This window comes from Idiomarina zobellii (assembly GCF_900100855.1).
GTDB classification, from domain to species: domain Bacteria; phylum Pseudomonadota; class Gammaproteobacteria; order Enterobacterales; family Alteromonadaceae; genus Idiomarina; species Idiomarina zobellii.
On the sequence record NZ_FNCB01000004.1, the window covers coordinates 19,619 to 42,752 of the forward strand.

At 47.8% G+C, this 23,134-nt stretch carries 22 protein-coding genes; 12 read left to right on the forward strand and 10 right to left on the reverse strand.

The features are described from left to right. Positions 1–18 precede the first annotated feature (18 nt). The 9 genes from ftsB (at position 19) to rpoS (ending at position 6,536) form a co-directional block, all read left to right on the forward strand. Positions 19–300 (forward strand): cell division protein FtsB, encoded by a 282-nt coding sequence (ftsB, locus tag BLT32_RS05430; RefSeq protein WP_053953517.1) that lies wholly within the window; start codon positions 19–21, stop codon positions 298–300. A 4-nt stretch (positions 301–304) separates the two neighbouring features. Continuing rightward, on the forward strand, positions 305–1,042 hold the full coding sequence (gene ispD, locus BLT32_RS05435; protein ID WP_053953518.1) for a 2-C-methyl-D-erythritol 4-phosphate cytidylyltransferase: 738 nt from the start codon (positions 305–307) through the stop codon (positions 1,040–1,042). 12 nt (positions 1,043–1,054) lie between these two features. After that, positions 1,055–1,534 (forward strand): 2-C-methyl-D-erythritol 2,4-cyclodiphosphate synthase, encoded by a 480-nt coding sequence (gene ispF / locus BLT32_RS05440; RefSeq protein WP_053953519.1) that lies wholly within the window; start codon positions 1,055–1,057, stop codon positions 1,532–1,534. Beyond that, positions 1,534–2,589: a tRNA pseudouridine(13) synthase TruD gene (gene truD / locus BLT32_RS05445; protein ID WP_053953520.1), complete on the forward strand. Its 1,056-nt coding sequence runs from the start codon at positions 1,534–1,536 to the stop codon at positions 2,587–2,589. Before ispF ends, truD begins: the two co-directional genes overlap by 1 nt. After that, entirely contained in the window at positions 2,586–3,338 is a 753-nt protein-coding gene (gene surE, locus BLT32_RS05450) for a 5'/3'-nucleotidase SurE (protein ID WP_053953521.1), read from the forward strand. Before truD ends, surE begins: the two co-directional genes overlap by 4 nt. An 8-nt stretch (positions 3,339–3,346) precedes the next feature. Further along, on the forward strand, positions 3,347–3,982 hold the full coding sequence (locus tag BLT32_RS05455; protein WP_407716540.1) for a protein-L-isoaspartate(D-aspartate) O-methyltransferase: 636 nt from the start codon (positions 3,347–3,349) through the stop codon (positions 3,980–3,982). After that, entirely contained in the window at positions 3,979–4,563 is a 585-nt protein-coding gene (locus tag BLT32_RS05460) for a YqaA family protein (protein ID WP_053953523.1), read from the forward strand. The genes BLT32_RS05455 and BLT32_RS05460 overlap by 4 nt, the downstream gene beginning before the upstream one ends. Positions 4,564–4,583: 20 nt before the next feature. Next, positions 4,584–5,468, forward strand: coding sequence for a peptidoglycan DD-metalloendopeptidase family protein (locus BLT32_RS05465; RefSeq protein WP_200906807.1), 885 nt, complete (start codon positions 4,584–4,586; stop codon positions 5,466–5,468). A gap of 78 nt (positions 5,469–5,546) precedes the next feature. Then, positions 5,547–6,536 carry an RNA polymerase sigma factor RpoS gene (gene rpoS, locus BLT32_RS05470; protein ID WP_053953525.1) on the forward strand — a complete coding sequence of 330 codons (990 nt, stop codon included), beginning with the start codon at positions 5,547–5,549 and terminating at the stop codon, positions 6,534–6,536. A 55-nt stretch (positions 6,537–6,591) separates the two neighbouring features. On the opposite strand, the gene mutS is transcribed toward rpoS, so the two are convergent. Further along, complete coding sequence (mutS, locus tag BLT32_RS05475; RefSeq protein WP_053953656.1) at positions 6,592–9,168, reverse strand: DNA mismatch repair protein MutS; 2,577 nt, start codon at positions 9,166–9,168, stop codon at positions 6,592–6,594. A 31-nt stretch (positions 9,169–9,199) separates the two neighbouring features. Here mutS and BLT32_RS05480 point away from each other — a divergent pair, with 31 nt between their 5' ends. After that, a complete protein-coding gene (locus BLT32_RS05480) occupies positions 9,200–9,706 on the forward strand; it encodes a CinA family protein (RefSeq protein WP_053953526.1) in 507 nt (168 codons plus the stop codon). 98 nt (positions 9,707–9,804) lie between these two features. Next, a complete protein-coding gene (gene recA, locus BLT32_RS05485; RefSeq protein ID WP_053953527.1) occupies positions 9,805–10,887 on the forward strand; it encodes a recombinase RecA in 1,083 nt (360 codons plus the stop codon). Between the two features lie 52 nt (positions 10,888–10,939). Here recA and BLT32_RS05490 read toward each other — a convergent pair whose 3' ends face one another. Further along, a complete protein-coding gene (locus tag BLT32_RS05490; RefSeq protein WP_053953528.1) occupies positions 10,940–12,250 on the reverse strand; it encodes an anti-phage deoxyguanosine triphosphatase in 1,311 nt (436 codons plus the stop codon). A gap of 79 nt (positions 12,251–12,329) precedes the next feature. Here BLT32_RS05490 and rssA point away from each other — a divergent pair, with 79 nt between their 5' ends. Beyond that, positions 12,330–13,307, forward strand: coding sequence for a patatin-like phospholipase RssA (gene rssA / locus BLT32_RS05495; RefSeq protein ID WP_053953529.1), 978 nt, complete (start codon positions 12,330–12,332; stop codon positions 13,305–13,307). A gap of 28 nt (positions 13,308–13,335) precedes the next feature. On the opposite strand, the gene ggt is transcribed toward rssA, so the two are convergent. From ggt to pspF, 8 genes are all read right to left on the reverse strand, one after another. Continuing rightward, positions 13,336–15,045, reverse strand: coding sequence for a gamma-glutamyltransferase (gene ggt / locus BLT32_RS05500; protein ID WP_053953530.1), 1,710 nt, complete (start codon positions 15,043–15,045; stop codon positions 13,336–13,338). A gap of 108 nt (positions 15,046–15,153) precedes the next feature. Continuing rightward, on the reverse strand, positions 15,154–16,686 hold the full coding sequence (gene putP, locus BLT32_RS05505) for a sodium/proline symporter PutP (RefSeq protein WP_053953531.1): 1,533 nt from the start codon (positions 16,684–16,686) through the stop codon (positions 15,154–15,156). A gap of 24 nt (positions 16,687–16,710) precedes the next feature. After that, a complete protein-coding gene (locus BLT32_RS05510; protein WP_053953532.1) occupies positions 16,711–17,523 on the reverse strand; it encodes a peptide ABC transporter ATP-binding protein in 813 nt (270 codons plus the stop codon). Next, positions 17,520–18,512, reverse strand: a complete 993-nt coding sequence (locus BLT32_RS05515) for an oligopeptide/dipeptide ABC transporter ATP-binding protein (protein ID WP_053953533.1) — start codon at positions 18,510–18,512, stop codon at positions 17,520–17,522. Before BLT32_RS05515 ends, BLT32_RS05510 begins: the two co-directional genes overlap by 4 nt. Then, the gene (locus BLT32_RS05520; RefSeq protein WP_063744332.1) at positions 18,512–19,405 is read right to left on the reverse strand and encodes an ABC transporter permease subunit; all 894 of its coding nucleotides are present in this window, start codon (positions 19,403–19,405) and stop codon (positions 18,512–18,514) included. Before BLT32_RS05520 ends, BLT32_RS05515 begins: the two co-directional genes overlap by 1 nt. A 1-nt stretch (position 19,406) precedes the next feature. Continuing rightward, the gene (locus BLT32_RS05525; RefSeq protein WP_053953534.1) at positions 19,407–20,420 is read right to left on the reverse strand and encodes an ABC transporter permease; all 1,014 of its coding nucleotides are present in this window, start codon (positions 20,418–20,420) and stop codon (positions 19,407–19,409) included. Further along, positions 20,417–22,045, reverse strand: a complete 1,629-nt coding sequence (locus BLT32_RS05530) for an ABC transporter substrate-binding protein (protein WP_053953535.1) — start codon at positions 22,043–22,045, stop codon at positions 20,417–20,419. The genes BLT32_RS05525 and BLT32_RS05530 overlap by 4 nt, the downstream gene beginning before the upstream one ends. Then, positions 22,038–23,117 carry a phage shock protein operon transcriptional activator gene (gene pspF, locus BLT32_RS05535; protein ID WP_053953536.1) on the reverse strand — a complete coding sequence of 360 codons (1,080 nt, stop codon included), beginning with the start codon at positions 23,115–23,117 and terminating at the stop codon, positions 22,038–22,040. Before pspF ends, BLT32_RS05530 begins: the two co-directional genes overlap by 8 nt. Positions 23,118–23,134: the final 17 nt, after the last annotated feature.

A 23,134-nucleotide genomic window follows, 5' to 3' on the forward strand; every position in this document is an offset into this window, starting at 1 on the left:
ATAACAACGGAGCTGAGCATGCGGGTGACTCTGGTCGTGTTGTTGACCTTATTCCTGGCACTACAATACCGTCTCTGGTTTGGGAAAAACAGTTTGCCAGATTATTGGCGTTTGCAACAGGAAGTCAGCAACCAAAAAGTAACCAATGAAAATCTCGAACGGCGCAATCAACTGATTTACGCAGACATTGAAGACCTGCGTGACGGTGAAGATGCGTTAGAAGAGCGTGCTCGCAATGAACTGGGAATGATTAAAAAGGACGAAGTGTTCTTCCGTCTGGTTCCGGACAGAGCACAATAATGATATGACAAGTACAGAGCCCACCGAACACTGCAACGTTAAAGCGGTTATACCGGCAGCCGGCCATGGCAGCCGAATGCAAAGCGATATTCCTAAACAGTTTTTAACCGTTGGCGGTAAAACCTTATTACAGTACAGCATTGAAGCGGTATGCGCTGACCCTCGCGTGACTGAAGTGATCGTGGCCGTGTCAGATCCTGACTCAAGCGACTTGCCGAATGCCTCTGAATTTCACGTGGCACAACCCGTTACTTATATCAGTGGTGGTGATACTCGTGCTGAGTCAGTTTGTAGAGGTGTTGAGTACGCTGTGGCACAGGGAGCAACTCATACACTGGTTCACGATGCTGCACGTCCTTGCTTGCCCAAAGAGGCGTTAGTGCGAGTCATTGATAGCGGAACAGCCAGTCAGCATGGTGCTATTTTAGCGATTCCGGTTCGCGACTCTTTAAAACGTGCAATGACATCGAGTGGCATGGCAGCCCACATTGAAGAAAGTGTTGATCGTGAACACTTATGGCAGGCACAGACGCCGCAAGTGTTCCAGGCACAGGCACTGTTAAATGGTATTAAACACATGGGGGCTCATAATCCGCAACTGACGGATGAAGCATCAGCGATGCAATGGCTGGGTTACCAACCGGTGTTAGTGGAAGGGGCTTTTAAAAACGTAAAAGTTACGCATCCCGAAGATTTTGAATGTGTTGCCAGCTGGCTGCTGGCATCTACAACGACGGAGTAAGGAAATAACTCAATGAAGATTCGAGTGGGTCATGGTTACGACGTGCATCGGTGGGGGGCTGATAAGCCGCTGATTTTAGGCGGTATTGAGGTTCCTCACTCGCAGGGGCTGGAAGCACATTCAGATGGCGATGTTATTCTTCACGCGGTGACTGACGCACTGTTGGGGGCTATGGCATTAGGCGATATTGGTAAGCACTTCCCGGATACCGATGAACAATACAAAGGTGCTGACAGCGCACAACTTCTTGAGCATGCCGTGCACTTGTGTCAGCAGAAAGAGTTTCAGGTGGGCAATATTGACGTAACTATTGTTGCTCAAGCGCCGAAAATGGCTCCTCACATTGATGATATGCGTGCCCGCATTGCAGGCTGTTTAAAAACCTGTGTAGATAACGTTAATGTAAAAGCAACCACAACCGAAAAGCTGGGCTTTGTAGGGCGTGAAGAAGGTATTGCCTGTCACGCAGTGGTACTGATGGAGTCGTTTTAATGCTTGCTCCAGAGACGGTTAATTGTCAGGAGCTAACCACTCTCAATGCCGGTGAGAAGCCGAGTGCCAATTTCAAAGCGACCGCTGAAGACTTTCAGGTTATAGAGCAACTGGACGTCGAAGATGAAAAAGAAGGTGAGCACCAGTGGCTTTGGATAAAAAAGCGAGGGGCCAACACCGTCTTTTGTGCTGAGAAAATTGCCCGCTTTGCCGGCGTGTCACCAAAACAAGTGAGCTACTCTGGTCTGAAAGACCGACAAGCGGTCACCTGGCAATGGTTTTCGATACAGCTACCCGGTAAAGACACGTTGGACTGGCAGTTGCTGAACGATGACGAAATGACGATTGAGGAGGTCATAAGACGCACGAAAAAGCTGCGTAGCGGTTTGCATAGTGGCAATAGGTTTGTCATTCGCTTGCACAGTGTTAGCGACATGGCGCTGTTAAAAGAGCGCTGGAAGCAGGTCACGCAAAACGGCGCCATTAATTACTTTGGCGAACAGCGCTTTGGACGCAACGGTGACAATGTGGCTGCGGCTGAGCGTTGGATTATGGCCAGTCGTCCAAAACGTTTATCAAAAGCCAAGCGCGGACTTTATTTGTCGGCCTTACGGAGTTTCTTATTTAATTTAATAGCTTCAGAGCGTGCAAAACAGCTGGGCGCAGATTCCTTATTAGAGGGCGATTGCGCAATGTTAGCTGGCTCTAACTCGATGTTTACTGTTGAGCAGTGGGACCATGAGCTTAAACAAAGACTTGCCAGTAAGGATATTGAAATAGCGCTGCCGCTGCCGGGGTCTGCCAATAAGTCAATGAGCGCGGGTGAGTCGGCTGACTTTGAGGACAAGCAGCTCGAGCCTTACCAGAGCTGGGTAGAGGCACTTGCTAAGCTTCGGGTTGATGAGGGGCGACGCGCGTGGAAAGTCATCCCGGGTGAACCAGAGCTAAAAGAACTTGACGGAAGCACCGTTGAGCTTAGCTTTACCCTACCATCTGGCGCCTATGCGACAACGATTTTGAATGAAATTGCGACGATAAGTGGTGAACACAAATGATGAAAATTCTATTGAGTAATGATGATGGTGTACATGCTCCGGGAATTCGCGCGCTTTATTTAGCGCTCAAAGAGGTTGCAGAAGTACGGGTAATAGCACCTGACAGAAACTGTTCCGGTGCTAGTAACTCGTTAACGCTGCATAACCCGCTGCGCATTCGCAAACTCGACAATGGCTTTTACTCGGTCAATGGTACGCCAACAGATTGTGTTCACTTAGGCACTAACTCGCCAATAGCGGAAGATGTCGATATTGTCGTTTCTGGCATTAATGACAGCCCAAATATGGGCGACGATGTTCTTTATTCCGGCACCGTCGCTGCCGCTATGGAAGGGCGCTTTATGGGACTGCCATCCATTGCTGTGTCGATGGGGGGACGAGGGCACGACTACTATGAAACTGCGGCAAAAGTTGTTGCTGATATTGTCGCTGATATGGAAAAAGCGCCGCTGCGTTTAGATACCGTGCTGAACATTAATGTACCCTATACCACTTACGACAAGTTGAAAGGTACAAAAGTGACCAAGTTAGGTCGTCGTCACCGCGCCGATACCATGGTTCATGACCGTGACCCGTTCGGTAATGAGATTTTCTGGTACGGGCCTATTGGGCACCACACCAGCGACGAACCGCAAACGGATTTTGCTGCCATTAACGAGGGGTATGTTTCCATTACGCCTTTGAGTCTGGATATGACAGCTCAACGCCATACTGACACGCTAACGGAGTGGTTAGATCAGAAAAAATGATGAATACAATGAGTGGCCAGGCAAGAGCCAAAAAACTGATACAGCAGTTGACTGATTTAGGTATAACCAATCAGGAGGTGTTACGGGTTATTGCTGAAACACCGCGCCATGTGTTTATGCCTGAGTCATTAGCACACAAAGCATACGAAAACACGGCGTTGCCTATTGGAAATGGTCAGACTATCTCGCAACCGCTAATGGTCGCGACAATGACCCAGTTACTCATGCAGCATAACTGCCACAATGTACTGGAAATAGGTACGGGCTCTGGATATCAAACGGCGATACTGGCGCAGTTGGTGGATAAGGTGTTTAGTGTGGAGCGCATTGCTCAATTGCAGTATCAGGCAAAGCGCCGTTTACGCCAGTTAGACCTACATAATGTGTCAATGCGTCATGGTGACGGTTGGAAAGGCTGGAGCAGTAAAGCGCCTTTTGACGGTATTATTGTCACAGCAGCCGCCAGCGAAGTACCTTCTGACTTAGTGGCACAATTAGCCGACGGTGGGGTCATGATTATCCCTGTTGGCGATAAGGATGAAGCACAAAGCCTGACGGTTATTCGTCGTTTCGGCGATAGCGTTGAACAACAGCAAATTGGTGATGTTCGGTTTGTACCTTTGGTGAAAGGAGAGCTCAGTTGAAGTTGTTTTCTGCGCTTTATGACAAAGTATTAAGTTGGTCCGAACACCCTCGGGCTAAAACAATTTTGGCCTTACTCAGTTTTTCCGAGTCGGTGATTTTCCCCATTCCTCCGGATGTGATGCTGGCGCCAATGGCAATGACGCAACCGGACAAAGCCTGGCGCTTGGCATTTTTAACCACGGTGAGCTCAGCTGCTGGTGGGGTGCTGGGTTACTTCCTTGGGTTCTGGGCGTTTGAAACTGTTGTTTTACCCGCTGTAGAGACTATGGGGTATGAAAGCAAGCTGGACACTGTCAAAAGCTGGTTTGCAACCTGGGGCTTTTGGATAGTTTTTATTGCCGGCTTTTCGCCTATTCCCTATAAATTATTTACGGTGACAGCGGGCGTTATGCAAATTGCGTTTTTCCCATTTTTATTAGCCTCGGTTATTAGTCGCGGTTTGCGCTTTTATCTGGTGGCATGGTTGCTCAAAACGGGTGGCCCTAAAATGGCTGTGAAACTTCGTGAATATGTTGATCGAATAGGCTGGTCACTGGTAATACTATTGATAGTAGCCTACATAGTGGTGCAATTGGTTTAGGGATGCGATTGAAAAACGGGATGTTACAGAGTCTTATAGTGCTTGCCTTGCTGCCAATTGTGCTGCAAGGCTGCAGCAGTCGCTCTCAACCAGCTCCCGTTGACACCTTATATACAGGCAAAACCTATCGCGACTTTCAGCCCAACTCTTTGAATGCGAAAAAGTACGAAGTACAAAAAGGTGAAACACTTTACTCAATTGCTTTTCGCGCCAATATGGATGTCGATGACATAGCCCGCCTGAATAACTTAAGCCGGCCTTACACGATTTACCCGGGGCAGACACTGGACTTAGCGGGCAGTGCAAAAAGTACCGGCACCAGTGAACCGACTCAAAGACCTCAAAGTAATAAAGAAAGAGCAAATAACGCACAAAATAATATAAAAACGCCCGTTGCCAAGACTCAGAAGAAAGAGTATGGTCAAAAAGTAGACACGAAAAAAACAGTGAAAAAACAAGCCGATACTCGCAAAAAGAACCGTCAAAAGCCGGTGCGGGTAAGGTCTGAAGCGGCAATGCCAAGTAACGCTGAGTTAGCCTGGCAATGGCCGTCGACAGGTAAGGTTATTGAACATTTTTCACTGAAAGATCGAGGTAATAAAGGTCTCGATTTCGCCGGTGACAGGGGCGATCCTGTAAAAGCTGCGGCGGCCGGTAAAGTAGTTTATGTCGGAAGTGCGCTTAGAGGTTTTGGTAATTTAATCATTTTGAAACATAACGATGATTACATTACAGCTTATGCCCACAATGAGGACATTCTGGTGAAAGAAAAGGAATGGGTGGACATGGGTGAAACGATAGCTCGCATGGGCGACTCAGGTGCTAAACAAGTGAAGTTGCACTTTGAGGTTCGTTTCAGAGGCAAGTCGGTGAATCCTGAGCATTATTTACCGAGCTCTCGCTAGTGACGTGGAAATAATAATAACAAGATATGGAGGTCGACGTGTGCAGTAACACGGTTTTCAGATTAACAGGAGCTTGTTATGAGCCAGATAAAGGAAGAAGCAGTCGACACTATCGAAATCAGCGAGGAAGAAGCGCTACTTGAAAACGCAGACGAGGCGCAGCAGTCCGCAACGAGCTCTGACGAGGCGTTAGAAGAGGCGCTGTCATCGTCCTCAAGTCAGTACCAAAAGAAAATGGATGCCACTCAGCTTTATTTAGGTGAGATAGGCTTCTCCCCATTATTGACCGCCCAAGAAGAGGTCTTTTATTCACGTCGTGCGTTAAAAGGTGATAAAGCCGCCCGCCGACGCATGATTGAAAGCAACCTTCGCTTGGTGGTTAAAATTGCCCGCCGGTACTCAAACAGAGGTTTAGCGCTATTAGATCTGGTTGAAGAAGGTAACCTGGGTCTTATCCGCGCCGTTGAAAAGTTTGATCCAGAGCGCGGCTTCCGTTTTTCAACCTACGCGACTTGGTGGATACGCCAGACAATAGAACGGGCAATTATGAATCAAACGCGAACTATTCGTTTGCCAATTCATGTGGTTAAAGAGCTCAATATTTACTTACGCGCAGCGCGCGAGCTGGCGCACAAGCTCGACCATGAGCCGACAGCTGAAGATATTGCAAAAAGTCTGAATAAGCCTGTGGGTGACATTACTAAGATGCTGCGTTTGAACGAGCGTATTGCATCTGTCGACACTCCGGTTGGCGGTGAAAACGATAAAGCTCTGCTGGATATTCTCGCTGACGAGGATGACCACGGCCCAGAGGGTGTACTGCAAGACGAGAACTTGAAAGCTAACATTACCGATTGGTTGGATTCGTTGAACTCTAAGCAGAAAGAAGTTTTGGCGCGTCGTTTTGGTTTATTAGGATACGAAGCCTCAACGCTTGAAGACGTTGGTCGTGAAATAGGTTTAACTCGGGAACGGGTTCGCCAAATTCAGGTGGAAGCGCTAAGAAAGCTAAGAGATTCTCTGAAGCAGCAGGGACTGACGTTGGATGCCCTTTTTTCCGGGCAATAATTTGGCATAACTGTTTTAAAGAGAGGGCTCGGATAAAACCGAGCCCTTTTTGTTTCTAGAGTTTGTTTTGCCAACTAAAGAGTAAATCGAGTGCTTGTCTCGGGCTTAAGTTATTTAAGTCGGTTGTTTTCAGCTGATCTAAAATGGGGTTTGGCTGTGTGGGTTCAAGCGGCAAACTGGGCTGCTTTTCGTTGGTCTCAGCCGGAACTGAATTGTGGCTCCCATGATGCGCCGTCTCCAGCTCTTTTAGTTTACGTTTAGCTTGTTGAATAACGTGCTCCGGAACCCCCGCTAATTTCGCAACCTGTAAACCAAAACTTTGGTTTGCAGCACCTTCAGTAACCGTGTGCAGGAAGGCGATGGTATCGCCGTGCTCTTTGGCATTGACGTGCACATTACTGGTTGCCGGGAGTTCATCTGCCAATTCTGTTAACTCAAAGTAGTGTGTGGCAAACAGAGTTAGGCATTGCAGCTTTTGAGCCAGATAGTCAGCACAGGACCACGCAAGCGACAAGCCATCGTAGGTTGACGTGCCTCGACCAATTTCATCCATAAGCACCAGACTATTTGGCGTCGCATTGTGCAGAATGTTTGCCGTTTCTGTCATTTCTACCATAAAGGTCGAGCGACCAGAAGCGAGGTCATCAGATGCACCAATACGCGTAAAAATTCGATCGATGCGGCCAATGCGAGCGGCGCTTGCAGGAACGTAACAACCCATGTGCGCCAGAATAACAATCAGCGCTGCCTGACGCATAAAGGTAGACTTACCCCCCATGTTGGGTCCGGTAATCATTAACATGCGCTGTGTATCGTTTAAGGCAACGTCGTTGGCTATAAAAGGAGTCTCGCTGAGCTGCTCAATAACCGGGTGGCGGGCTTGCTCAAGTTCTATCAGGCTCGACTCATCCGTCAGCTCTGGGCGGCAATAGTTCCAGTTGTTCGCTAGTTGAGCGAAGCAGCTGAGCGTATCTAGCTGAGCTAACGCCGAGGCGGTTCTTTGTAAGTCAGCGACGTGCGGCATAAGCTGCTCAAAGAGTTGATCGTATAACCACTTTTCTCGAGCCAACGAGCGCGCCTGCGCATTGAGTACTTTGTCTTCGTGCTCTTTCAGCTCAGGAACAATATAGCGTTCTGTGTTTTTTAATGTTTGGCGACGCTGGTAGTGATCAGGGACTGAGTCTGCATTTTGTCGGCTAACTTCAATAAAGTAACCATGCACCTTGTTATAGCCAACTTTCAAGGTCGCAATACCGGTTTGTTGGCGTTCCCGCTGCTCTAGTTGATGCAGGTAGTCAGTGGCACCGGTGGCTAGATCCCGCAGGTCGTCCAGCTCACTGTCGTAGCCTTCGGCAATAACGCCGCCGTCCCTTATCAGTAAAGGCGGGTTATCGATAATAGCGCGCTCTAAGTGATCAACCACTTCAGGGAAAAGCAAAATAGCCTCGTTCAATTGGTTGAGACTTTGGTGCTGTAATTGGCTTTTAATATCAGGCAGCTGTTTCAGACTGTCTCTTAAGCGGGCAAAGTCTTTGGGACGGGCTGTTCTTAAGCCAACTCGCGCAACGATACGCTCAATGTCTGAGAGCGACTTCAGGCTGGTTTGCAAAGGCTCGTAAGCGTTATTTTCTAGTAGAGCTGCAACTGCATCATAGCGTTTATTTAAGGCTTGCTGATTTCGAATTGGACGTTGTAACCAACGTTGAAACTGGCGGCTGCCCATAGCCGAGGCTGTTTTATCCAATACTGCCGATAAATGCGTGTTAGCGTCGCCCAGGCTTTGTTGTAACTCGAGGTTACGGCGAGTAGCAGCATCCAGAATAAGGGCATCATTAGGGTGCTCGGTAACAATCGACTGAATATGCGGTAACGCCGAGCGCTGAGTTTCTTTAACATAGTGAAGAATAGCCCCGGCCGCTCCTAATGTAGGTTCGTCGGCTTTAAGCCCAAAGCCTTCCAAATGCTGGGTAGCAAACTGTCGGGTTAGTAACTCAAAGGCGGTTTTTTGTTCGAACTCCCAGGCTGGACGGCGTTTACAGTTTGCTTTAGCCAGCGGTAAACCAGTTAACGACAAAGTGTCTGGGTAGAGAAGCTCTGCCGGCTCCAGACGTTGCATTTCTGCGGCCAGTTGCTCGTGGGAATTAGCTTGAGTTAACCAAAAACGTCCGCTGCTAAGCTCCAGGCTGGAAATTGCATAAAGGTCGTCTTTTAAGGCCGATATAGCGACTAACAGTTTTTGTTGTCGCTCGGCCAGTAGCGACTCGTCAGTTACTGTTCCCGGCGTGACAATGCGAACGACCTTGCGTTCGACAGGCCCCTTGCTCGTAGCAGGGTCGCCAACTTGTTCACAAATAGCGACAGATTCACCTAAATTGACGAGTCGAGCTAAATAGTTTTCGACCGCGTGGTAGGGAACACCGGCCATTGGAATGGGCTCGCCGTTACTTTGTCCGCGAGCGGTCAGAGAAATATCGAGAAGTTCTGCCGAACGTTTGGCATCATCATAAAATAGCTCATAAAAATCCCCCATGCGATAGAATAAAAGCATGTCTGCATGTTGCGCTTTTATACGTAAGTATTGCTGCATCATTGGGGTATGTGATTGGATATGTTTTTCAGAAAAATCAGGCATAGTTGAGTTATTTTTATCTGGAGCCAATGTTATGGTAACAACCACAGTTATTACGCCGCAAACCTTAGAACTCGCGGAACAGCTTGGTCAGTGCTTGTTAGAAAAACAGCAAACAATTGCCACTGCTGAATCCTGTACCGGAGGAGGAATAGGATACGCTATTACGGAAGTGGCGGGAAGTTCTGCTTGGTTTAATGGCGGATTAATCACCTATACTAACGACCTTAAGCGACAGCTACTGAATGTGAGTCAGAAAACGCTTGAACAAGATGGGGCTGTATCGGCTGAGTGTGTGAAACAAATGGCGCTTGGCGCCCAGGCTCAATGCAATACGTCGTGGGCTATTGCGGTTAGTGGTGTGGCAGGGCCCGGCGGTGGTACCGCCGAAAAGCCGGTGGGACTGGTTTGGATGGCTTTAGTTGGACCCGATTGCGAGGAAGTTTGGTCGCAAACTTTCACGGGGAATAGACAGAAGGTGAGAAGCCAAACCATCGACGAAGTCTTGGGGAAAGCAATAAATCAGTTTTTATTACAGTAACTTAGCTGTCATTTCATAAAACTTTTTAATGAATACTTGATACTGTAAAAACGTACAGTATACTGTGTATAAAACCAGTAATTAATGCGGAGCTTAAAATGAGCAATGATCGTCAAAAAGCGTTGGATGCAGCGCTCGGGCAAATCGAACGTCAATTTGGTAAAGGATCTATCATGCGGTTGGGTGACAACCAGACGTTGGATATTGCCTCTGTTTCAACAGGTTCGTTAGGGCTAGATATTGCTCTTGGCATTGGTGGTTTACCCTTTGGACGAGTGATAGAAATTTATGGACCGGAGTCCAGTGGTAAAACGACAATGACTTTAGAAGTTATTGCTGAAGCCCAAAAAATGGGGAAAACCTGTGCCTTTGTTGACGCTGAGCACGCTCTCGATCCTATCTACGCTGAAGCTCTAGGCGTTAACGTAGATGACTTACTTGTGTCTCAGCCTGATACGGGAGAGCAAGCACTGGAAATTTGCGATATGTTGGTGCGTTCCGGTGCTGTTGACGTTGTAATTGTTGACTCTGTAGCTGCCTTAACACCTAAGGCCGAGATAGAAGGCGAAATGGGCGATAGCCATGTTGGCTTGCAGGCGCGTTTAATGTCACAAGCGCTTCGTAAATTAACGTCAAATATTAAAAAATCGAACACCATGTGTATTTTCATCAACCAGATTCGTATGAAAATTGGTGTGATGTTCGGTAACCCTGAAACCACAACGGGTGGTAACGCACTGAAGTTCTATTCCTCTGTTCGTTTGGATATTCGCCGTACGGGTGCCTTGAAAGAAGGCGATGAAGTTGTCGGTAACGAAACTCGTGTGAAAGTGGTTAAGAACAAGGTTGCGCCTCCGTTTAAAGAAGCAAACTTCCAAATTTTGTATGGTAAGGGCATTTCTAAAGAAGGCGAGCTTATTGACCTGGGTGTTAAGCACAAGATGGTTGATAAAGCGGGCGCTTGGTATAGCTATAAAGGCGATAAAATTGGCCAGGGCAAAGCAAACTCAATGAAATTCTTGCAAGAAAACCCCAAAATAGCGGACGAATTGGAAAGCAGAATACGTGAACTCTTGCTGTCAAAGCCTGAAAAGAGAACCAAAGAAGATCGTGAAGCGGAGAGAGCAGCTGCAAAAGAAGCTGAAAACTCTACAGAGTCAAGCGATGACAACGTGTTGTAAGTTGCGTCGTTAATAATGAAAGTACAAAGGCCCTGGATTTATCCGGGGCCTTTTAAATTGAGGGATTTATTGCAAAGAGTTGTTGGTAGAGCTTTGCCGCATAAGCGTCGGTCATGCCGGATAAGTAATCTGAAATAACCCGAGGGGCATTGTTTCCATGCTCTTGTTCGTGCAGGTAGCGTAAGCGAGTATTTTCCGGAAGCAATCTTTCTGGCTCTACAGAAAGCACATCAAACAGCTCCATAACTATTTGCTGCCCTTTAAACTCTTGCGCCTGCATTTCAGGTTTGCGAATAACCCACTTAAAAATGAATTCTTTTAATGCATTAAGCAGGTGCTTCTCGGCATCTCCAAGTGCAACTTGGTACTGTAACAACGGGCATTCAAAGTCGTTGTCTGTTTTTATCAAGGTTGCAGAAGTAACCAGGCGGTTGACCAAGCTACCAATGGCTCCTTTGCGCTCATAATGATCATCGGAAAACAGTGCATGAGTCAGCGATTCAGCGTTAAAGTCAGGCAGAGCGCTTTCCAAAGACCGCAACCTGTCGAACATATGCTTCATCCAGTGATCGCGCTGAATAAGCCCAACAACTATGGCGTCTTCGAGGTCATGTACGCCATAGGCAATATCGTCAGCCGCTTCCATAATAGAGGCATCAACGCTTTTTAACGCGCTGCGGCCGTGTTTAGTGGTTTGTGGCTCTGCTGAAAGTGCCTGAAAGGCTTGTTTGTCACTAGTCGATAATGGGGCAAGCACCCAGTCTAATTGGGCGGCGTCATCGTTATATAAGGCTTTAGGGGGCAACCATTGCCGCGTCGGTAAATGCTTAAAGTTACTGACATCTTCAGGTAACTGTTCGCGGCGAACCTGGCTGGCTAGAACAGGGTATTTCAGTAACCCGAGTAAAGTGCGACGGGTTAAATTCATGCCATGCTCTGGCGTGTAGGCTTCGAGCTTGGTAACGATACGAAAGGTCTGGCCGTTACCTTCAAAACCACCGTTATTGCGCATCATGTAATTGAGCGCAATTTCTCCGCCATGACCAAAGGGCGGATGACCAATGTCATGTGCCAAACATAATGACTCTAGCAGAGGCTCCGAAAACTCAAGTGACTTTGAAAGCTCAGGGTGCCGGTGACTTAAATGAACAATAAGGCTTGCGCCAATTTGGCTAGCCTCCAATGAGTGGGTTAAACGAGTTCTTGGAAAGTCGTGCATACCCACGTACATAACTTGAGTCTTTGCCTGCAGCCGTCTAAATGCGGCGCTATGCAATATTCTGGCTTTATCTCGCTGGAATGGGGTACGGGTGTCATTGGGTCGATTACTTAATGTGTTAACTTGACGGTCAGTCCAGGGCATAGATAGCTCAGGTAGGTTGTTGAAAACTCAGTAATCATAGTACGATACTTAAACACATTAAAAAAGTGGGAAAAATCACATGTCGGAAGTGAAAGTTGCATTAGCTCTAGGCTCTGGAGCGGCTCGTGGTTGGTCACATATTGGTGTTATTAAAGCCCTCGAAGAAATGGGTGTGCGCATTAATATGGTGGCAGGCACTTCCATTGGCTCACTAGTTGGAGCGGGTTATGCGTCTGGTCGCCTAGCTGAAATAGAGCAATGGGTGCAGGGAATGAGTCGCTGGGAAGTGTTCAACCTACTGGACTTTGGGTTTAACCAAGGCGGCATTATCGGCGGCGAAAAAGTATTTAACCATGCTCGGGAAGAGTTCGGGCAAAGAAATATTGAAGACCTACCTATTACTTATGGCGCTGTGGCAACAGACCTCTACAGTGGCCGTGAGATTTGGTTACGGAAAGGGGATTTATACGACGCATCGAGAGCTTCCTGCGCCATGCCTGGGGTTCTCTCACCTAAAGCATTTGACGGACGCTGGTTAATTGATGGTGGACTGGTTAACCCTGTTCCCGTGTCGCTGTGTCGGGCCCTGGGTGCTGACTTTGTTATAGCCGTGCATTTGAATTCTCAGTTGAACTCCCGGGCGGTAGAGAGAAGAGGTCGCAGTATTCCGCCGCAAACAGAGGCTGAACAACTCGAGAAGGAAAAAGCAGAAATAGAAAGACATGCGGAAGACGATAATGGCTTTTTCGATAACCTGTGGTCGGGCAGTAAAGAGTACTTAGACAGCTTTAAAGAGCGTTTTAAAAGCAATGGTCATAAAGCGCCGGGTATGTTCAGTGTCATGGCAAGTTCTATTGATATCATGCAGGAGCGTATTACTAAGGCACGTATGGCGGGCGATCCGCCGGATATTTTAGTGCAGCCCAAACTTGGCCATATCGGCATTATGGAGTTTTATCGTGGGCAGGAAGCTATTGATATTGGTTATGACACTACCACGCGGATGCGTGATTTGATCATGGATGAAATTGAGTTATACCGAGAGCGCCGCGGTTAAGCGGCGCCCAAACTTTTAAACGTGTTCTTTAATAGCCAGCTGCGTGCCCGTCTTTGCGGCTTTCAGAGGCGCCAATATAAACATCCTGTTCGTGGTCTTTCCAAATAGCCTGATAGCCGCCATAAGGACCGACTGCTTCCTGCAGCGTATGTCCCATTTTTATCAGTTCGCGTCGAGTGTTCTTAGAGAAGCCGTTTTCCAGACTGACAACACCGCCGTCGGACATGACAGAGCCAGTTGGCTGGCTTGAACCTGTATGCAGAATGCGAGGCGCATCGCCGGCTTCTTGCAGGTTCATGCCAAAATCAATCATGTTAATAAGAATTTGTGCATGCATTTGAGGTTGTGTGGCGCCGCCCATAACGCCGTAACTCATTAATGGTTTACCGTCTTTGGTCACAAATGCGGGAATTATAGTGTGGAAAGGGCGTTTACCTGGTTCAAACACATTGCGATGATTCGCATCCAGCGCAAACAGTTCACCACGGTTCTGCAAAACAAACCCTAAACCTGTCGGTGTTACTCCTGAGCCCATGCCGCGGTAGTTACTTTGAATAAGCGATACCATGTTGCCGTCTTTGTCAGCGGTTGTTAAGTAAATGGTGTCGCCCTCTGTCGGCGGCTTACCTGGCTCGTATGAACGACCGGCTTTCTCCGGATTAATGAGTTTTGCGCGCTCCTTAGCGTAACCTTTGTCCAGTAGCCCTTCGACAGGCACATCATTAAATGCCGGGTCAGAGTAGTATTTCGCACGATCTTCGAATGCTAGCTTTTTAGCCTCGACGAAGTGATGAATGTACTCAGGGCTGTCAAAGCCCATACTGCTAATGTCGTACTGCTCAAGTATATTGAGTATTTGCTGAGCCGCTATTCCCTGGGTGTTCGGTGGCAGCTCCCAGAGGTCATAACCACGATAGTTGGTCGAAACCGGGTTAACCCAAGTCGACTCATGCTCCGCTAAGTCCTCGTAAGATAAAAAGCCACCGTGTTTTTCGACAAAGGCATCTATTGTGCGTGCAATTTTGCCTTTATAGAAAGCATCGCGGCCTTCATTAGCTAAGAGCTTATAGGTATTGGCCAAGTCGGGGTTTTTAAAACGCTCACCTTTTTCAGGAACGTCGCCGTCTTTCATAAAAACATCAGCGAACCCGGGTTGGTCAGCGAGTACTGCGGCGTTTCGACCCATGTAGTAGGCAATAACTTCAGTCACCGGAAAGCCGGACTCTGCGTAGTTAATAGCCGGTTGCAGCACGTTCTCCATGTCCAATTGACCGAAACGGTCATGAAGTTCAAACCAGCCATCGACGGCACCAGGAACCGATAGCGGTAGTACGCCACGAGGAGGAATTGACTCATAGCCGTTTTCTTTAAAATATTCCAGCGACAAACTTTTCGGCGAACGGCCTGAGGCATTAAGTCCATAGAGCTTTTCTGACTCGGCGTCCCATACAATGGCAAATAAATCGCCACCAATACCGTTGCCGGTCGGTTCAACTAAGCCTAACACTGCGTTTGCAGCAATGGCTGCATCGATCGCATTGCCGCCTTCCTGCATAACGTCCAGTGCGACTTGTGTGGCAAGCGGTTGGCTTGTCGCTGCCATGGCGTTTGGAGCCATAGCTTCCGAGCGAGTGGCAAAGTGATGACCTGTTATACGGTCACTGGCCGCAGCGGGTAGGGTAGACGCCGCACATGTAAAAGCGAGAGCGGCTGAAGCGATAATATTCAATCGTGCCATAGTGTTTACCTTGTTAACTGTGTTGTATTCACTATAGACCGACAGTTAGAAACAAAAAAGACCAGCACGATAGGCTGGTCTTTTTATAGGTTTAAGGCGTGTTGTTATTTAGCCTTTTTTGTCACCGTGATAGTAATCATCGATAACGCTTTCCATTTCTTCGAACTTATCTTGTAGCTCTTTCTCTGGTTCAGCAGTGACTTTGCTAACGAATAGAACAGCAACAGTTGACAGAATAAAGCCAGGCACCATTGCATAAACCCAAGCAACCGAAAGATTATCACCATTGATAGTTGGTCCGTAAGTCCAGATTAGAACCGTAATTGCCCCAGTCAACATACCGGCTAAGGCACCGTGACGGTTCATACGCTTCCAGAATAAGCTCAGGATAACCACGGGACCGAATGCAGCACCGAAGCCAGCCCATGCATCACTTACTAAGCTTAAAATAGTATTTTCTGGGTTCCAGGCCAGCCAAATAGCGACCAATGACACAGCCAGTACTGACATACGACCAACAAAGACCAGCTCTTTCTGGCTAGCGTCTTTACGTAAAAAGGCTTTATAAAAGTCTTCTGTTAGTGAACTTGAGCTCACTAACAACTGAGATGAGATAGTACTCATAATAGCGGCCAAAATAGCGGCTAACAGGAAACCACCGATTAATGGGTGGAATAACACCTGAGAGAACTCAATAAATATTGTTTCTGCATCGGCAATGCCCATTGGTTGAGTTGCAACGTAAGCAATACCTACAAAACCCGTTGCCATGGCACCGATAATAGAAACGGTCATCCACGAAACGCCGATGCGGCGTGCCGCTTTCACGTCACTGACAGAGCGAATCGCCATGAAACGAACAATGATGTGTGGCTGACCAAAATAGCCAAGACCCCAGGCAAGCAAAGAAATAATACCTAAGGTGCCCAGTATTTCACCGGTGGCTCCATCCTTAAAGAATGCTAAGAAGTCAGGGTTAATTTCACCGACTTGGCCAACGACACTGCTGTACCCACCGAGCTCAGAAAAGGCGACAATAGGCACCAGAACCAGAGCCACGAACATAATGCAGCCTTGAACAAAGTCCGTCATGCTTACCGCTAAGAAACCACCGAACAGGGTGTAAGCACATACCACACCGGCGGTTACCCAGAGGCCCGTGGTGTAGTCCATGCCAAATGAGCTGTCGAACAGCTTACCGCCGGCAACCAGGCTGGCTGAGGTGTAAAGCGTAAAGAAGATAATAATAACCACAGACGAGAATATACGCAGTCTACGGCCTTTATCATTGAAGCGGTTTGCAAAGTAGTCCGGAATTGTAATGGAGTCGTTTGCAACCTCTGTATAGGTTCTTAAGCGTGGTGCTACGATAACGTAGTTTAGATACGCGCCAATGACCAGACCCACTGCAATCCACAGCTGCGAGACACCTGAGACATAAATTGCACCGGGTAAGCCCATCAGCATCCAACCACTCATGTCAGATGCACCCGCAGATAACGCGGTAACGCCAGGACCGAGGCCTCGACCACCTAGCATGTAACCTGATACTGAGTCAGTTGACTTTTTGTAGGCGTAAAGACCAATACCTAGCATGGCGATAAAATACGCTGCTAGTGATATCAGAGTACCTGTTTCCACATTAAACTCCTGTTGTTTTGATTTTTAGTCAGCGATCTTTTTTGCTTTGTCGCTTTTGAATTTAATCTGTTTATTCAAGTGGTCATGCAGCAGCTGGTGAACATAAGGCTGCTGATCATCACTTAGTACTATGTCTGTTTTATCAAACACAATCATTTTACCACGATATAAAATTAATATCTTATCAGCAATGTGTTTCACGATTTGCGGTGAATGAGTGACTAAAATATACGAAATACCCATATCTTGCTGGAGATCGAGCATTAGATTAATAATTTGAGCTCTAACTGATGGATCGAGTCCAACTAAGGCTTCATCGGCAACGACAATCTGCGGCTCCAGAATGATAGCCCGCGCAATACAGACACGCTGTTTTTGCCCACTAGACAGCATGTGTGGGTAAAACTCACCATGCTCGGTCAGCATTCCCACGCGACGCAGGGCTATGTCGACTTTTTCGTTACGCTCTTGCGCGGTTAAATCGGTATTAAATTTTAAGGGCTCTTCGAGTTGTTTGCGAAGAGTCAGGTGAGTATTCAGGGAGTTCTCGCTGTCCTGAAATATCATTCGGATATTGTTACAACGTTGCTGGTAATGCTGGTTATGTAGCTTTTGGCCGTTTAACCACAATTCACCAGAGCTGGGGTTATCGACGCCGGCAATGATTTTTGCCAGCGTTGATTTGCCGGAGCCTGTTTCGCCCATAACCGCCAGCGTTTCACCAGCATCGATATGAAAGGATATTGGCTCTATCGCCACTGACTTTTGACTCCAGGGCCACGCCTTACGGGGACGATACGTTTTACCGAGGTTTTTTACTTCCAGTAAATGGCTCATGACTCAAGCTCCAAAAGCGGGAAGTGGCAATGGAAGACACGTTGCTGCTTCTGGGTGGCCAGTGGTGCTTTTACACACTGCTTTTGCGCATAGGGGCAGCGAGGGCCAAGGCGGCAGCCAATTGGCATATGACGCAGTGTCGGAATTGCTCCCGGCAAGGTCGGCAGGCGTGCTTTATGCGGTAGCTCTTGTTGCGTTTGCAGCGACATTCTGAGCATTGAGTCGGTATAAGGGTGGGCCGGATGGTTAATAACTTCCTCCGCAGGCCCTGTTTCCATAAGCTGACCACAGTACAATAAAGTCAGTTGTTTGGTCTCTGGCAAAATTGAGGTTAAGTCTTGAGAAATCAGCAGCACAGACATTTCCTGACTGGCAGCCAGTCGCGCCAAAAGCCGATGAATTTGTAGCTTTGTCGATGGCTCCATTGCGGTTGTTGGTTCATCGGCAATAAGCAGACGAGGGCGGTGAGCAATGGCTATGGCAATACTGACTTTTTGAGCAACCCCTTGCGAGAGCTCGAACGGATAACTGTCTATGACCGACTCGTGATCGCGAATACCTACCCGGTGCAATAACCGCTTAACCCGAGTTTTCCTGTCCACACGGCGCCGCATGAACGTACCACGTACGTCGCCTTCAGGAATGGCTTCTACAATTTGTTGCTCGATCGTACTGTTTGGATCCAGATAAGAGTATGGATCCTGAAATATCATGGCCATATCCCGGCCGGTCACGGCGCGGCGTTGTTTGGTGTTCATGGCTAATAAGTCCTGGCCATTCCACCACAGTCGGTCAGCGGTTACCTCCCAGTTGGGGTTAGCAAAACCAACAATGGCCTTTGCCAAAAGGCTCTTGCCAGAGCCAGACTCACCAACCAGGCTATGAATTTCCCCTTTACCGAGTTGTAGGTTCACCTTATCCAGCACCCGAACAATGCCGTGCGGTGTTTTCATTTCAACCGTTAAATTGCGAATATCCAGTAACTGCATTAGCTGTTCACCCTTTCGCTGAGTGCACGGCGCAGACTATCGCCGACAATATTAATCGACATTATGGTGACGAATAAGGTCACGCCCGGCAACACCATTGACCAAGGTGACAAATACACTTCGTCAAGGCTGCGTGCCAGCATGCTTCCCCACTCAGGTGTTGGTGACTGTATGCCAAGCCCCAGGAAGCTTAACGCAGCAATATCCATAATAGCGACGGATAAAGACACGGTCAGTTGCATAACCAGTATAGGGGTAATGTTTGGTAGAATGACTCGGTACAGCAGGTAAGGTTTGGAACAACCATTAAGTCGCGACGCGGTGACATAGTCTTTGTGCCACTCCTGATGAACCGCGTTACGAGTGACAAAAATAAATTGAGGTATCAGTGACAGGGTAATAGCCAACGCAACATTAAATAACCCCGTCCCTAATATGGCAATAATAATCAGTGCCATTAAAAATGAGGGAATAGAGAGCAAAGTGTCGAATACGCGTGAAAACGTTTGATATTTAATGGTGCGGTCAATGCCCAAAACTGCCCCGACAACCATGCCAATAATGGACGAAACAGCGACCATAAGAATAGGCAGACCCAGGCTGTAGATGCTGCCGATAAGCAATCGCGACAACATGTCCCTGCCAAGGTCGTCCGTTCCCATTAGAAATTGAATGTTGCCTTGTTCCGTCCACGAAGGAGGTAATGAAACGGCGTCGGCAAATTGCATCGACGTGCTGTAGGGAGCAAGTATGGGTGAAAAAATAACAACCAGAATCATAGCCAGCAGTATGTACAACGCCGTCATGGACAGCAGGCGCTGATTAAAGCGCCGCCATACCAGCGTTAACGGGCTGGGGTTTTCGTCTTTGTAATACAGGTTAATATGCGGCATGTTATTCCTGCCTCACAATAGGGAATCGCCATCCACGATAGAGATCCACCACTAAGTTAAACAGTAAAATAGTCAGGGCGATAATAAGTACACAAGCCTGAATGACAGGAAAGTCGCGCTCGAAAATAGCGCGTACCAGCCAGTTACCAATGCCCGGCCAGTTGAATATAGACTCGATAACAATGCTATTGCTGAGTAACAAGCTGAAAATAAGTGGCACTTGCTGCAAGACTGACTGCGTGGCATTTGGCACAGCGTGTTTTATTAACACTTGAAACTCGTTAAGACCGCGGGCTCTTGCCGCTTTGACGTATGGCTTTTGCAGCATGTCCTGAGTGGCGTTACGCATTAGTCTAAGCAGCAGCATCATTGGCATGATGGAGAGAATAATCACCGGCAGAATAAGGTGATTAAGTGCATCCTGAAGTGCTGCCGCTTTATAGTCTGAGTCGCTTATTACAATATCAATTAAAATTGACCCGGACTGAGGGGCAATACCGTACAACGGATTGATTTGCCCGGTAATAGGCAGCCAGTCTAGTTTTACTGCAAAAAACAGAATAAGTAGCTGAGCTAACCAGAACACCGGAATGGAGTAACCTGCCATGGCCAGGCTAATAACGCCTTTATCAATGGGCCCACGAAACTGGGTGGCAGCAAAGATACCGCTGGGTACACCAATAAGTACCGCAAGAACTAATGCGCCGACAATAAGCTCCAGAGAAGCGAAGAGGTGTTGATAGGTATGTTCGAAAACATAGTCGCCGGAGCTTAGAGAAGCTCCCCAGTTGCCTGACAACAAGTTCTGCATATAGTTAATGTACTGAAATGCGATGTTTTTATCGGCACCTCGTATTTCTGAAATAACCGGGTAATAGTCGCTAAAAGTGCGCACCCCAGTCATATTGGTGACAGGGTCGCCGGGAAAGAAAAAGTTAAGCGAAAAAGTGAATACAGTTAATAAAAAGAACGCAATAATAAAAACAAACAAACGGCTGCTGAGGTAACGGATCATTGTTCGCTCTCCTCAGCTGTTGTCACTTTGGTTGCCAGGCGGAAGTTGATTCCCCCATAAGGCGGTAACTGAACGCCTCGTACCGATTTTTTCTGAGCCTGGTAGCGTCGTGAATGAGCAATAGGTAATAGCGGTAGCTGCTGGTTGAGTATGTGCTGAGCGCTTTGATAGAGCGCCTTGCGTTCATTTGCGTTAGTTGTCGCAATGGCTTCGTACAACAGCTGGTCAAACCCAGGGTGACACCAGTTAGCGCGGTTACCGCCGGTTGCTACCGCAGCGCAGCTTAATAAAGGCCGGAAGAAGTTATCCGGGTCAGCATTGTCTGCATACCAACCTATTAAAACAGTGTCGTGTTCGCCGCGCGACAAGCGTCGTCTAAAGGTATTCCACTCATAAGAAACAATACGGGCATTCACACCGACTTGTGCAAGGTCCGACTGCATAAGCTCTGCCATTCTGCGTGCATTAGGGTTGTAGACACGCTGGACTGGCATTGCCCAGATATTAATGCTGAGTTCACTGTTGCCAGCTTCTTCAAGCAGTTTGCGGGCTTTCTCAGGGTTGTAGTCATATTGAATTCCCTGATTATCGTAAGCCCAGGACGTTGGTGGTAGTATTGAGCGTGCCAACTCCGCGTTACCGTAGTAAATTGTATCAATAATGGCCTGGCGATTTATGGCATGGCTGAGCGCCTGGCGAACCAGTGGATCATCAAACGGTGGCTTCTTTGTATTAAACGCCCAAAACGAGACATTAGGGCTAACCTCGTTAGTGACCATTATGTCATCGCGATTCAAAGCCTGAAGTTCGCTAATAAGTGGGTAAGGAATAATATCGCATTCACCGGTAACAAGTTTTAACATGCGTTTATTGGCATTGGGAGTAATGGAGTAGACTAGCTGTTTAATTCCGGGGCCTTCACGCCAATAATCAGGGTGCTTTGTATACCGTATTAGCACGTCTTTGCGGAAGCTTTCAAAGCGGTAAGGGCCAGTGCCTATGGGTTTTTGATCGATTAAGTAGGGCATGTCCTTAACCGACAGTAATTGGGCGTACTCTGCTGACAGAACAATGGCGAAGTCGGTCGCTAAATTTGCAAGAAAAGAACTGTCAGCATTATTCAACACAATGTCGACGGTCATCTCGTCGACTTTCACTACCTTTTGAATGAGTTTATCGAGCCCGGTGGCGCTGAAGAATGGGTAACTGCCGCCAACGTTATGATACAGACTGGTTTCATCAAGCCAGCGATTAAAACTAAAGCGCACGTCTTCTGCATTGAACTCTCTCGTTGGTGTGAAATAGTCTGTTGAGTGAAACTCGACACCTTCGCGTAAATAAAAGCGATAGCGCGTACCGTTATCGAGAGGCTCCCAGCTTTCGGCGAGCGCTGGCACAAAGGCCTGCTTTTCAGCGTCGTAGTCAATTAAACGGTCATAAAGCTGGGCTGCGGTAGCGTCGACGGTTGTGCCTGAGGTAACCAGTTGCGGGTTGAAGGTATCGGGGTTGCCCTCTGAACAGTAGATAATACCTTCGGACAGCGGCGTCACTTCTTCTGTGCCGGGTTCACAGCCGCTCAGTAGTATGGTTGTTGCTGAAATGAGTAAAGAAAACGCTTTAGTCATTATTCGCGGCCGCTCCGTCCAGCAGTTGGTATTTCTTTAAGTATCCTCTGAGCTGATGATAGGTCAAACCGAGATAAGATGCTGTCTTTTTTTGATTAAATTGCGATAACCGAAGCGCTTGTTTTAGCAGTTCTTTCTCGTAGTCCTGTGAGAGCTGTTTAAATTCGACAGGCTCATCGGGCTTCAAAGTCGAGGTTACTTTTGAATGACCGTTGTCTGACGCTGGCTCCGGCGGTGCGTTTTCTGAGACCTGAGGGCTTGCCTGCGTTGCTGTTGAGATACCGGGACGGAAAGGACTGTCGAACGGATCAAGAATAATATCATTAATGGGAACGTGGCCATTGCCTAGCCGGTACAGGCTGCGCTCAACGGTGTTTTTAAGCTCACGAACATTGCCCGGCCAGTCATAGCTTAAAAGAATTTTACGAGCTTTTTCGGTAAAGCCACTAAAGAGTTCAAGCTCCATTTCCCGAGCCATTGATACAGCAAAGTGCTCTGCCAGAATCATAATATCTTCTCGCCTTTCCCGAAGGGGAGGCAGCGTTATAACGTCGAAGGCTAAACGGTCGAGTAAGTCGGAGCGAAACTTACCTTTTTCAGCCAGGGTTGGTAAGTCTTCATTTGTCGCTGCAATTAAGCGGGTGTCGACTTTAACCGGCTGGCGGCCACCGACACGCTCAAATTCGCCGTATTCAATGACGCGGAGGAGTTTTTCTTGAACCCGTAAGGATGTGTTGGCCAGTTCATCCAAAAATAACGAACCACCGTCAGCGCGCTCAAAACGGCCTTCATGACGCTTAGCGGCGCCCGTAAATGCTCCAGCCTCGTGTCCGAAGAGTTCACTGTCTAGCAGGTTTTCATTTAAAGCGGCGCAGTTGAGGGTTAAATACTGCTGCTGCCAGCGTTGTGACAGGTAATGGCAGCGCGCAGCAATAAGCTCTTTACCGGTACCACGCTCACCAATAATAAGGACGGGCTTATTTAAAGGGGCTATTTGTGAAATCTGTTCCAGAACTTCAACAAAGCTGTTGGACTGACCAATTAAATTGTCTGATGGACGCGAATTACTCATCGACTGAGCCTTAATTA

Coding starts and splice junctions, on each gene's coding strand:
- ftsB (WP_053953517.1), top strand. CDS start 19: ATGCGGGTGACTCTGGTCGTGTTGTTGACCTTATTCCTGGCACTACAA.
- ispD (WP_053953518.1), top strand. CDS start 305: ATGACAAGTACAGAGCCCACCGAACACTGCAACGTTAAAGCGGTTATA.
- ispF (WP_053953519.1), top strand. CDS start 1,055: ATGAAGATTCGAGTGGGTCATGGTTACGACGTGCATCGGTGGGGGGCT.
- truD (WP_053953520.1), top strand. CDS start 1,534: ATGCTTGCTCCAGAGACGGTTAATTGTCAGGAGCTAACCACTCTCAAT.
- surE (WP_053953521.1), top strand. CDS start 2,586: ATGATGAAAATTCTATTGAGTAATGATGATGGTGTACATGCTCCGGGA.
- BLT32_RS05455 (WP_407716540.1), top strand. CDS start 3,347: ATGAGTGGCCAGGCAAGAGCCAAAAAACTGATACAGCAGTTGACTGAT.
- BLT32_RS05465 (WP_200906807.1), top strand. CDS start 4,584: ATGTTACAGAGTCTTATAGTGCTTGCCTTGCTGCCAATTGTGCTGCAA.
- rpoS (WP_053953525.1), top strand. CDS start 5,547: ATGAGCCAGATAAAGGAAGAAGCAGTCGACACTATCGAAATCAGCGAG.
- mutS (WP_053953656.1), bottom strand. CDS start 9,168: ATGCCTGATTTTTCTGAAAAACATATCCAATCACATACCCCAATGATG.
- BLT32_RS05480 (WP_053953526.1), top strand. CDS start 9,200: ATGGTAACAACCACAGTTATTACGCCGCAAACCTTAGAACTCGCGGAA.
- recA (WP_053953527.1), top strand. CDS start 9,805: ATGAGCAATGATCGTCAAAAAGCGTTGGATGCAGCGCTCGGGCAAATC.
- BLT32_RS05490 (WP_053953528.1), bottom strand. CDS start 12,250: ATGCCCTGGACTGACCGTCAAGTTAACACATTAAGTAATCGACCCAAT.
- rssA (WP_053953529.1), top strand. CDS start 12,330: ATGTCGGAAGTGAAAGTTGCATTAGCTCTAGGCTCTGGAGCGGCTCGT.
- ggt (WP_053953530.1), bottom strand. CDS start 15,045: ATGGCACGATTGAATATTATCGCTTCAGCCGCTCTCGCTTTTACATGT.
- BLT32_RS05510 (WP_053953532.1), bottom strand. CDS start 17,523: ATGAGCCATTTACTGGAAGTAAAAAACCTCGGTAAAACGTATCGTCCC.
- BLT32_RS05515 (WP_053953533.1), bottom strand. CDS start 18,512: ATGCAGTTACTGGATATTCGCAATTTAACGGTTGAAATGAAAACACCG.
- BLT32_RS05520 (WP_063744332.1), bottom strand. CDS start 19,405: ATGCCGCATATTAACCTGTATTACAAAGACGAAAACCCCAGCCCGTTA.
- BLT32_RS05525 (WP_053953534.1), bottom strand. CDS start 20,420: ATGATCCGTTACCTCAGCAGCCGTTTGTTTGTTTTTATTATTGCGTTC.
- BLT32_RS05530 (WP_053953535.1), bottom strand. CDS start 22,045: ATGACTAAAGCGTTTTCTTTACTCATTTCAGCAACAACCATACTACTG.
- pspF (WP_053953536.1), bottom strand. CDS start 23,117: ATGAGTAATTCGCGTCCATCAGACAATTTAATTGGTCAGTCCAACAGC.